General features: G+C 41.7%; 9 protein-coding genes. All 9 read left to right on the plus strand.

The features are described 5' to 3' along the window. Window positions 1-63 precede the first annotated feature (63 nt). Complete coding sequence (locus WKI42_RS07865) at window positions 64-351, plus strand: rhodanese-like domain-containing protein (protein ID WP_368081625.1); 288 nt, start codon at window positions 64-66, stop codon at window positions 349-351. Between the two features lie 169 nt (window positions 352-520). Then, window positions 521-1,846 carry a branched-chain amino acid transport system II carrier protein gene (gene brnQ / locus WKI42_RS07870; RefSeq protein WP_368081626.1) on the plus strand — a complete coding sequence of 442 codons (1,326 nt, stop codon included), beginning with the start codon at window positions 521-523 and terminating at the stop codon, window positions 1,844-1,846. 250 nt (window positions 1,847-2,096) lie between these two features. Continuing rightward, entirely contained in the window at window positions 2,097-3,134 is a 1,038-nt protein-coding gene (locus WKI42_RS07875) for a M42 family metallopeptidase (RefSeq protein ID WP_368081627.1), read from the plus strand. A 1-nt stretch (window position 3,135) separates the two neighbouring features. Continuing rightward, complete coding sequence (locus WKI42_RS07880; RefSeq protein ID WP_368081631.1) at window positions 3,136-3,606, plus strand: HIT family protein; 471 nt, start codon at window positions 3,136-3,138, stop codon at window positions 3,604-3,606. A 2-nt stretch (window positions 3,607-3,608) separates the two neighbouring features. Then, window positions 3,609-4,325 (plus strand): LD-carboxypeptidase LdcB/DacB, encoded by a 717-nt coding sequence (gene ldcB / locus WKI42_RS07885; RefSeq protein WP_368081628.1) that lies wholly within the window; start codon window positions 3,609-3,611, stop codon window positions 4,323-4,325. Between the two features lie 122 nt (window positions 4,326-4,447). Then, a complete protein-coding gene (gene rplK, locus WKI42_RS07890) occupies window positions 4,448-4,873 on the plus strand; it encodes a 50S ribosomal protein L11 (protein ID WP_001085807.1) in 426 nt (141 codons plus the stop codon). 207 nt (window positions 4,874-5,080) lie between these two features. Further along, window positions 5,081-5,770 (plus strand): 50S ribosomal protein L1, encoded by a 690-nt coding sequence (gene rplA, locus WKI42_RS07895; protein ID WP_001085675.1) that lies wholly within the window; start codon window positions 5,081-5,083, stop codon window positions 5,768-5,770. 154 nt (window positions 5,771-5,924) lie between these two features. Beyond that, window positions 5,925-6,134: a hypothetical protein gene (locus WKI42_RS07900; protein ID WP_368081629.1), complete on the plus strand. Its 210-nt coding sequence runs from the start codon at window positions 5,925-5,927 to the stop codon at window positions 6,132-6,134. Window positions 6,135-6,438: 304 nt separating this feature from the next. After that, window positions 6,439-10,245: YSIRK-type signal peptide-containing protein (locus WKI42_RS07905; protein WP_368081630.1), on the plus strand; the 3,807-nt coding region annotated here is incomplete at its 3' end.

A 10,245-nucleotide genomic window follows, 5' to 3' on the forward strand; every position in this document is an offset into this window, starting at 1 on the left:
CCTACGGTAAGGCGACGCTGACGTGGTTTGAAGAGATTTTCGAAGAGTATTAGGAGAAAAAGAATGAAAGAAATAACCTTTGACGCATTTTACCAGCTTTATCAAAACGACCAACTTTCTCTAGTGGACGTGAGAGAAGTGGATGAGTTTGAAGCTCTTCATTTAGAAGGCGCCCACAACCTGCCACTGAGTCAATTGGCTGATACTTATGATCAATTGGACAAGGATCAGTTACATTATGTTATTTGTAAATCTGGAATGAGATCGGCGCGTGCTTGTCAATTTCTAGCTGAACAGGGTTATGAAGTTATCAATGTTCAGGGCGGCATGTTAGCCTTTGAAGAACTGTAAACATTAGAATTTCTCCTACTTGGTGTGGACTGGGTAGGGAATTTTATTTTTAGACAATTCTCATTTTTAAGAATCTTGAAAACATTCAATAGTTACTTCGTGATACTTTTTTCATACTCCTAATCATGGTATACTAAGTCAGTATTTTATAAATATGAAGGAGATTTTCATGGCTAAAAAAGGTGCCCTAACAGGTTTGCTCCTGTTTGGAATATTTTTTGGTGCGGGGAACTTGATTTTTCCGCCTTCTCTAGGTGCTCTATCTGGAGAACATTTTCTTCCTGCCATCGCAGGTTTTGTCTTTTCAGGCGTCGGTATCGCCGTCTTGACTCTTATTATTGGAACTCTAAATCCTAAAGGGTATATCTATGAGATTTCAACAAAGATAGCGCCTTGGTTTGCGACTCTTTACCTCTCAGTTCTTTACTTGTCAATCGGTCCATTCTTTGCTATCCCACGTACAGCTACAACAGCTTACGAAGTAGGGATTAGCCCCCTTTTGTCGGATGCAAATAAAGGTCTTGGTTTGATTGTCTTTACGGTTCTTTACTTTGCAGCAGCTTATCTAATTTCGCTTAATCCATCAAAAATCTTAGACCGTATCGGCCGTATTTTAACACCAGTCTTTGCGATTTTGATTGTTATCTTGGTTGTTCTAGGAGCTATCAAATACGGTGGAACAAGTCCTCAAGCTGCTTCAGCTGCTTATCAAGCTTCTGCCTTTGGTACAGGTTTCCTAGAAGGTTACAATACCTTGGATGCCCTTGCCTCAGTTGCCTTCAGTGTAATCGCAGTTCAAACCTTGAAACAACTTGGATTTTCAAGTAAGAAAGAATACATTTCGACTATTTGGGTGGTTGGTATCGTTGTTGCCCTTGCCTTCAGCGCTCTTTATATCGGTTTAGGTTTCCTTGGAAATCATTTCCCGGTACCAGCTGAGGCGATGAAGGGTGGAACACCAGGTGTTTACATCTTGTCACAAGCCACTCAAGAAATCTTTGGCTCAACAGCTCAACTCTTCCTTGCAGCTATGGTTACTGTAACCTGCTTCACAACGACTGTTGGTTTGATTGTGTCTACAGCTGAGTTCTTTAATGAACGCTTCCCACAAATCAGCTACAAGGTTTATGCGACCGCCTTTACCTTGATTGGATTTGCGATTGCTAATTTGGGCCTTGATGCGATTATCAAGTACTCCATTCCAGTATTGGTTATCTTGTACCCAATCACCATTGCCATCGTTATGATTGTCATTGTCAACAAATTTGTTGCTCTTTCAAAACCAGGTATGCAGTTGACAATTGCTGTGGTTACAGCTATTGCCATTGCAAGCGTACTAGGAAGCTCATTTAAAGTTGAGTTTCTTGCAAATCTTGTCAAGGCTCTTCCTTTTGCTAAGGCATCACTCCCATGGTTGGTACCAGCCATTGTCGGAATCTTGCTCTCATTGGTTCTACCAAACAAGCAAGAAAGTGATGTTTTTGAAATGGAATAATCACTAATACTCTTAGAAAATCTCTTCAAACCGCGTCAACGTCGCCTTGTCGTATGTGTAGGATACTGACTACGTCAGTTCCATCTACAACCTCAAAACAGTGTTTTGAGCAACCTGCGGCTAGTTTCCTAGTTTGCTCTTTGATTTTCATTGAGTATAAAATCACTTTTGTAGCCAAGTCTACAGGAGTGATTTTCTTTTTTTATCCGATGATAAATGTGTTATAATAGGTAGCAAAAGAGGTGAAGAAATGAATCAAACAGTAGAATATATCAAAGAACTAACAGCTATTGCATCGCCAACGGGTTTTACTCGTGAGATTGCGGACTATTTAGTCAAGACTCTGGAAGGTTTCGGTTACCAGCCGGTTCGCACAGCAAAGGGCGGTGTCAATGTGACCATTAAAGGTCAAAATGATGAGCAACAACGTTATGTGACTGCTCATGTAGATACGCTTGGTGCTATTGTCCGTGCTGTCAAACCAGATGGCCGTCTCAAAATGGACCGAATCGGTGGTTTTCCTTGGAACATGATTGAAGGTGAAAACTGTACCGTTCATGTAGCTAGCACAGGTGAAAAAGTATCAGGAACCATCCTCATCCACCAAACTTCTTGCCATGTCTACAAGGATGCAGGAACTGCAGAACGCACGCAGGACAATATGGAAGTGCGTTTGGATGCCAAAGTGACCACTGAAAAAGAAACTCGTGCTCTTGGGATTGAGGTCGGTGATTTTATCAGTTTTGACCCACGAACTGTCGTGACAGAGACAGGTTTTATCAAGTCTCGTCATTTGGATGACAAGGTCAGCGCAGCGATTTTGCTTAACCTACTTCGTATTTATAAGGAAGAGAAGATTGAATTGCCAGTAACAACCCATTTTGCTTTTTCAGTCTTTGAAGAAGTGGGGCACGGTGCTAACTCTAATATTCCTGCTCAGGTAGTCGAATATCTAGCTGTGGATATGGGAGCTATGGGGGATGACCAGCAAACAGATGAGTACACAGTGTCCATCTGTGTCAAGGATGCATCAGGTCCTTATCACTATGATTTCCGCCAACACTTGGTTGGATTGGCGAAAGAGCAAGATATTCCATTTAAGTTGGATATCTATCCATTTTATGGTTCGGACGCTTCAGCGGCCATGTCCGCAGGGGCAGAGGTCAAACACGCCCTTCTCGGTGCTGGTATCGAGTCTAGTCATTCTTATGAACGTACCCATATTGACTCGGTGGTCGCAACGGAGCGTATGGTTAATGCTTATCTTAAGAGCGCGTTGGTGGACTAATATGTGCCTGATTTGCCAGAGAATTGACCTCATCAAGAAGGGAGAAAATCCCTATTTTGTCAAAGAGTTGGAAACAGGCTATCTTGTGATTGGAGATCACCAGTATTTTGCAGGCTATAGTCTCTTTCTAGCCAAGAAACATGTCACCGAATTGCATCATTTAGAAAAGGAAACTAGAATACGTTTTCTAGAAGAAATGAGTTTAGTCCAAGAGGCGGTTACTAAGACCTTTGCTGCCGAGAAAATGAATATCGAACTGCTAGGAAATGGCGATGCCCATCTTCATTGGCATCTGTTTCCTAGACGAAGAGGTGATATGAAGGATCATGGTCTCAATGGACGTGGACCAGTCTGGTGGGTCCCCTTTGAAGAAATGACAGCAGAAACTTGCCAAGCAAAACCGGAAGAGATTAAAAGATTAGTCGAATGTTTATCGTCAGAACTAGATAAACTATTAGAAATAAAGGAGTAGAAATGAAAAAAAGATACCTTGTCTTGACAGCCTTGCTAGCCTTGAGTCTAGCAGCTTGTTCACAAGAAAAAGCAAAAAATGAAGATGGCACAGCTAAGACAGAACAGACAGCCAAAGCTGATGGAACAGTCGGCAGTAAGTCTCAAGGAACTGCCCAGAAAAAAGCAGAAGTGGTCAATAAAGGAGACTACTACAGCATCCAAGGAAAATACGATGAAATCATCGTAGCCAATAAACACTATCCATTGTCAAAGGACTATAACCCCGGGGAAAATCCAACAGCCAAGGCTGAGTTGGTCAAGCTCATCAAAGCGATGCAAGAAGCAGGTTTCCCAATCAGTGATCATTACAGTGGCTTTAGAAGTTATGAAACTCAGACCAAGCTCTATCAAGATTATGTCAACCAAGATGGGAAGGCAGCGGCTGACCGATACTCTGCCCGACCTGGCTACAGCGAACACCAAACAGGCTTGGCTTTTGATGTGATTGGGACTGATGGTGATTTGGTGACAGAAGAGAAGGCAGCTCAATGGCTTTTAGACCATGCTGCTGATTATGGTTTTGTTGTCCGTTATCTCAAAGGCAAGGAAAAGGAAACAGGCTATATGGCTGAGGAATGGCACCTGCGTTATGTCGGAAAAGAAGCTAAAGAAATTGCTGAGAGTGGTCTTAGTTTGGAAGAATACTACGGCTTTGAAGGCGGAGATTATGTCGATTAAAAAATAAACTTTTCTCTTGCAATTTCAGATAAATAGTGTATAATAGATGAGTATGTGTAAAGCATACTTGTGGGAGGTAAAAATCTCTAATTACCGCCAAAACCACAAAGGAGGATTTAAAAATGGCTAAAAAAGTCGAAAAACTTGTAAAATTGCAAATCCCTGCTGGTAAAGCTACACCAGCTCCACCGGTTGGACCTGCTCTTGGTCAAGCTGGTATCAACATCATGGGATTCACAAAAGAGTTCAACGCTCGTACAGCTGACCAAGCTGGTATGATCATTCCAGTTGTTATCTCAGTTTACGAAGATAAATCATTTACTTTCATCACTAAAACACCACCAGCTGCTGTTCTTTTGAAAAAAGCTGCAGGTGTTGAAAAAGGATCAGGTACACCTAACAAAACTAAAGTTGCTACAGTTACTCGTGCACAAGTACAAGAAATTGCAGAAACTAAGATGCCAGATTTGAACGCAGCAAACGTAGAGTCTGCAATGCGTATGATCGAAGGTACTGCTCGTTCTATGGGATTCACTGTTGTTGACTAATCAATAACACAGTAGAAAATCTCACAGCAGTCTATTAGTTGCTTTTCATACTAGGTAAGTGACTGATGCTTGTATTTGGGTACAGCAAGGGAGCTTAACGAAGTAGGAAAGGAAAAATAATAGACTGAAAACCCGCAAGACTTCATCATTTCGAGAAGTGACGTGGGAGATGAAAATCGATTGAACCACTTACAAGGAGAATAGAAAATGGCTAAAAAAAGCAAACAACTTCGTGCTGCTCTTGAGAAAATCGACAGCACAAAAGCATACAGCGTAGAAGAAGCTGTAGCACTTGCAAAAGAAACTAACTTTGCAAAATTTGACGCAACTGTAGAAGTTGCTTACAACTTGAACATCGACGTTAAAAAAGCTGACCAACAAATCCGTGGAGCAATGGTATTGCCAAACGGTACTGGTAAAACTTCACGCGTTCTTGTTTTTGCACGTGGTGCAAAAGCTGAAGAAGCAAAAGCTGCTGGTGCAGACTTTGTTGGTGAAGATGACCTTGTTGCTAAAATCAACGACGGTTGGTTGGACTTCGACGTAGTTATCGCTACACCTGATATGATGGCTCTTGTTGGACGTCTTGGACGTGTCCTTGGACCACGTAACTTGATGCCAAACCCTAAAACTGGTACTGTAACAATGGATGTTGCTAAAGCAGTTGAAGAGTCTAAAGGCGGTAAAATCACTTACCGTGCTGACCGTGCAGGTAACGTTCAAGCAATCATCGGTAAAGTATCATTTGAAGCTGAAAAATTGGTTGAAAACTTCAAAGCTTTCAACGAAACAATCCAAAAAGCAAAACCAGCTACAGCTAAAGGAACTTACGTAACAAACTTGACGATCACAACTACTCAAGGTGTTGGTATCAAAGTTGACGTAAACTCACTTTAATCAGTAGTTAATGTAATGTAAAAAAGTTGAAGACGCCGTGTCTCAACTTTTTTTGATTTCGAAACATCTTCTTGTAAGGTAAATTTAAGTTACTGCTGTTATTCTTAGGGGCACGTGTTTCAATACAATACTCTTTGAGGGTATTTAATACTCAATGAAAATCAAAGAGCAAACTAGGAAACTAGCCGCAAGCTGCTCAAAGTACAGCTTTGAGGTTGCAGATAAAACTGACGAAGTCGGCTCAAGATACGGTTTTGAGGTTACAGATGAAACTGACGAAGTCAGATCAAAACACAGCTTTGAGGTTGTAGATAAAATTGACGAAGTCAGTAACCCTACATACGGTAAGGCGATGCTGACCTAGTTTGAAGAGATTTTCGAAGAGTATAAATTGGTTTTATACTAAAGCATTGATCATCGTTAATGAAAAATAGAAAGATTTCTAATAAAATTAAAAAACACTCATTCAAACTCAATAATTATCAGTTATAATACTTGAATGCTATAAATTTAAATGTTATAATCAGTTAAAGTGTTTACAATCATATAGCAATCTTTTTTAAGATGTTCTTCTCTTAATATTACTAAAAAATTTAAGGGGGGGGCTTTTTATTTGCCCTAATGCTTTAAATCAACACGAATAAAATAAATCAAGGAGGTTGAATCTCATGAAGAGAGGTCAACAAGATTTTAGAACTGAAAGATACCTTCGGTATGGTATTCGTAAGTATAGTTTTGGAGCAGCATCAGTGGCGATTGCAGCTGGTTTGATGTTTCTTGGAGCTGGTGCGGTATCAGCAACAGAAGTAGAAGGAGTTAATGAAACATCTTCAACAACGACTCCAACACCGACCATAGGCGATGAGGGGGCTAATCAAGATGCTAACTCATCTAAACCCACTACTTATGACGCAGCACCAGTCCTAACTAGGGACGCTAGTGAAGGTACTGCCTCATCCCAAGCTAGCGATGAGAATACCGAAGCAGGGGCAACTGAATCCTCTACAGAAACAGTTGCAGATAAGTCTGAACTACAATCGAAAATTTTGACCTTACGTGCTGCAATCCAGTCGGCTACTAAGGGGACAGACAGTCTAGCTCTTGACTTTGCTAATCAAACATTGACAAGTGCGCAAGCAGTTTTAGAAGCTAAGCCAAGTCAATCAGAGGTTGCTCAGCAAGTCCAAGCCCTAACAAATGCTATTACTGTAATCGCAGAGGCGTCTAGTCAAGCGCAAGCTAATCAAGTCAATGCAGTAGAAACAAAGCAATCATCTGAACAAGTAGAGTTAGAAAAACGAGTGTCAGAGGCGGATGTAACCAATCGTTTAGCAAATAGTTTTTTGGAAAAAGAAGCAAATGATTCAAGCCTTTCTGAAGATGTCAAGAGTGCTATTAGAGCTGTCATAGCCAGCAATGCGGCTAAAATTACAGAAGCAAGAGCCACTTTAGCAAGTGGTGATGCGAGCGCTCAAGCCCTTAACCAATCGATGGCAGAATTACAGTCCTCTATTGAAGCTGTCTATGTTACTCTCCGTAAAGCAGGCAAAGAAGAGTTTTCAGTTTCCCTGGACGATACAGCTCCTGCCGGTGGTGTCATTGTACAACCAAATGCCAAAGATTATATATCCATTCCGCAGGGTGATGGCACTTATAAGACAGTTTCAACAGCTACAACAGAAGCCTCTGCAACAGGTAAGGATATCTATACCTTTGGTGCAACTGCCGCTACAAACGGAGATGTCTCAACGGATAGAATCAGTGGAGATATTACGACTCTGGAAGCAGTCGTGTACTCTCACCAACGGACAGGTACCGATACGAATCCTGGTAACTCAGGTTCCGGAAATAATAATAAAGGTCGAGTGGATTTTCCTCTAAGCAAGGAACAAGCAGAAGCCTTGGCTGCAGAAGCTCCCCTCTGGAAAGGAAAACTCCGTGCAGATGGGTCAAGAATTTCAACGTATAATAATGTAGTTTTTGGTGCAGGAGGAGGATATGAATACCTTGCAACCCACATCTATCACTATGTCTATGAGCAAGGTACTGACCGTGTCTATATCGAAAAGATTAAGGGACGATTTAGTGTGACAGATAAAGCAGCCAAAGCTGGCTGGGTGGTTTCAAATGTAGAGCCGACAAACTTACCAACAGGTTTGACCTACAATGCAGCTACAGACACTATTCAGGGGACGATTGTGACAGATGGTTTGGCAAACGGGGTATATGATACGCGGATGTATGTGACCTATACCAATAACGATACCAAAGCTACTGTGCGTGCAGTCTACCGAAATCTTCGTGGGGGTTGGATTGGTTGGCAAGACACAACTCCACCAAACATTGGAACCAATGGAGAGGTCTTTGAAGGAAAGGTCGGTGAAAGTAGCTTCACCAATGAGCAAGGTGACTCTACAAATAGTATTGATATCCACTACTCAGATACTTCAGGTTCTCGTGCCATGTCTGGCGGTGCTAATGTTACCTATACGCTAGCAGATGGGACGAATGTTACAGTCCGTAATCAATACGGGCCAAGTACTACAGGAATCTCGGGTAATATTGTGACAGCTACTGGAACAGCTCGTGCCGTGGATACAGAGATTCCGGGATTGACCTATGCCTTAGATGGTAGTACACCCTTAACTAGTCCTGAGGGTGTAACTACGGGTTATACAGGGAAGGCCTTGATTAGTGGAACTCCAACGGAAGCTGGTATTTATTATGTTACAGCCTATGCTAAGGACTGGAACCAGCCAACAGGTGCGAATGGTTGGACAACCCAGGGGCAAGAAACTCATGCAGGTATCACAGTTAAGGTAGCACCGAAAATTGATGTCCTCAACATTGCTGCATATGGAACAGAAGTCCCAGTGACTATCTCTAAAGGAGCTACCTATGCCAAGGTGACCATGCCTGATGGAAGTGTCACAGCACTTGAAAATAGAGAAGGCAAGTGGTATGTTGCCGCGGAGGGAACTACAAATACAGCAGTGACAGCTGGTGAATTAGTCGGAACAGTTGGTGAACAATTTAAATTAAAAGTTACAAGTGAAATGACAGCAACAGCTGGTGTCAATAAGATATCTGTTTATGCTAAAACAGAAGCTGTTACAGCATCCTTGATGCGTTCATCTGTCACACTCCAAGATAATGATAACTCGTCACACGTTGCAACCTTGAATAAAACAAGTGGACGTTGGGAACTTCCAGCTGAATATGCGACTGTTAGAACCGATCACGGAGATGGTACTTATGATGTAACGAATAGAGAAGTTTACACCTCTGTGCAAGCGGATGGCTCTATCAAGTTCTATATTTATGCCTATAACCGTAGTTATGATGCTACAGGAAAGGTTACAGCGGTTAATGATGTGACTCGTAAAGAAACAGTTTATGCGAGAGAAAATACCTTAGCTACAACAGTTGGGAATGGAACCTATGTAACAGTTTCTTACGATAAAGCTACTAACACATGGTCGTCATCGGATCAGTCAGTAGTGACAGCTACAAAGACAGATGCTGGTCATTGGGAAGTATCTACTTCATCAGGATTTTCTGGTGTGGTTAAGGCGACTGTAGCAGAATCAACGGATGAAGCTACGATTATCAATAGAAAACCAACTGTTACTTCGACTTCTTATACATCTAAGATGAATACAACTGTAGACTTAGTAGACCGCAGTTTGGACGGAATAAGTACGGTAACAACTGATGCTCATGTGACAGTAGCTGATGCAGAAGATGACTCACTTCCATCTACAAGTGATGCTGAGAAAACTTTCAAGACTAGTCACAATACCAAGATAACAACTATTAGAGTGACTGATCCAAATGGTGGGTTGGTTGCATCTTACACAAAGACTGGTGATGCTCATAATTACCCAGATGCAACAAGCTTAAAATTGACAGAAGTTGGTGTTTATACAGTTACAGTAGACGTTATGGATAGTAATACTAACCTAGTTGATGATACAAACGTGGGTGAGACAACAGAGGGTACAGATCATGGTGCAAACACATCCACAGCGACTACAACCTACACTATTACTGTTACTCCTCTGGATATAGAGGGTCAACCTACGAAATCATTGGCTATTCAAGGACGTCCACAATCAGGTCAACCAACATTTGAGTTTAAAACAGATACCGAAACTGAGACTGAGAAAGAGACAGAGATTGATCAGGGAACAAAACTTTATAGCCTTGAAGGAGCGATAGATGGCTCTGTAACGGCTACAAAAGATGGTAAGACAATAGGTACTTACAAGATTGATAAAGATACAGGATTGGTCACTTTCACTCCTGAAAAAGACTTTACAGGGGAAGCACCAGCAGTTACAGTACGTTTGACAGTAACATTTGCTAATGATACTACTGGCAACCCACTCACTGCAACTGCGACAGCTACCTACACCCCAACAGTTATTCCAGTAACTCCAAGCTCTGAAGCTTCTAAGACAACTGGACCGCAG

The sequence above is a fragment of the Streptococcus pseudopneumoniae genome (assembly GCF_038148935.1).
In the GTDB taxonomy this organism is placed as follows: domain Bacteria; phylum Bacillota; class Bacilli; order Lactobacillales; family Streptococcaceae; genus Streptococcus; species Streptococcus pseudopneumoniae_U.

What these genes read in the sequence shown, in the direction of transcription:
- WKI42_RS07865 (WP_368081625.1), top strand. Translation starts at nt 64, where the DNA reads ATGAAAGAAATAACCTTTGACGCATTTTACCAGCTTTATCAAAACGAC.
- brnQ (WP_368081626.1), top strand. Translation starts at nt 521, where the DNA reads ATGGCTAAAAAAGGTGCCCTAACAGGTTTGCTCCTGTTTGGAATATTT.
- WKI42_RS07875 (WP_368081627.1), top strand. Translation starts at nt 2,097, where the DNA reads ATGAATCAAACAGTAGAATATATCAAAGAACTAACAGCTATTGCATCG.
- WKI42_RS07880 (WP_368081631.1), top strand. Translation starts at nt 3,136, where the DNA reads ATGTGCCTGATTTGCCAGAGAATTGACCTCATCAAGAAGGGAGAAAAT.
- ldcB (WP_368081628.1), top strand. Translation starts at nt 3,609, where the DNA reads ATGAAAAAAAGATACCTTGTCTTGACAGCCTTGCTAGCCTTGAGTCTA.
- rplK (WP_001085807.1), top strand. Translation starts at nt 4,448, where the DNA reads ATGGCTAAAAAAGTCGAAAAACTTGTAAAATTGCAAATCCCTGCTGGT.
- rplA (WP_001085675.1), top strand. Translation starts at nt 5,081, where the DNA reads ATGGCTAAAAAAAGCAAACAACTTCGTGCTGCTCTTGAGAAAATCGAC.
- WKI42_RS07900 (WP_368081629.1), top strand. Translation starts at nt 5,925, where the DNA reads ATGAAAATCAAAGAGCAAACTAGGAAACTAGCCGCAAGCTGCTCAAAG.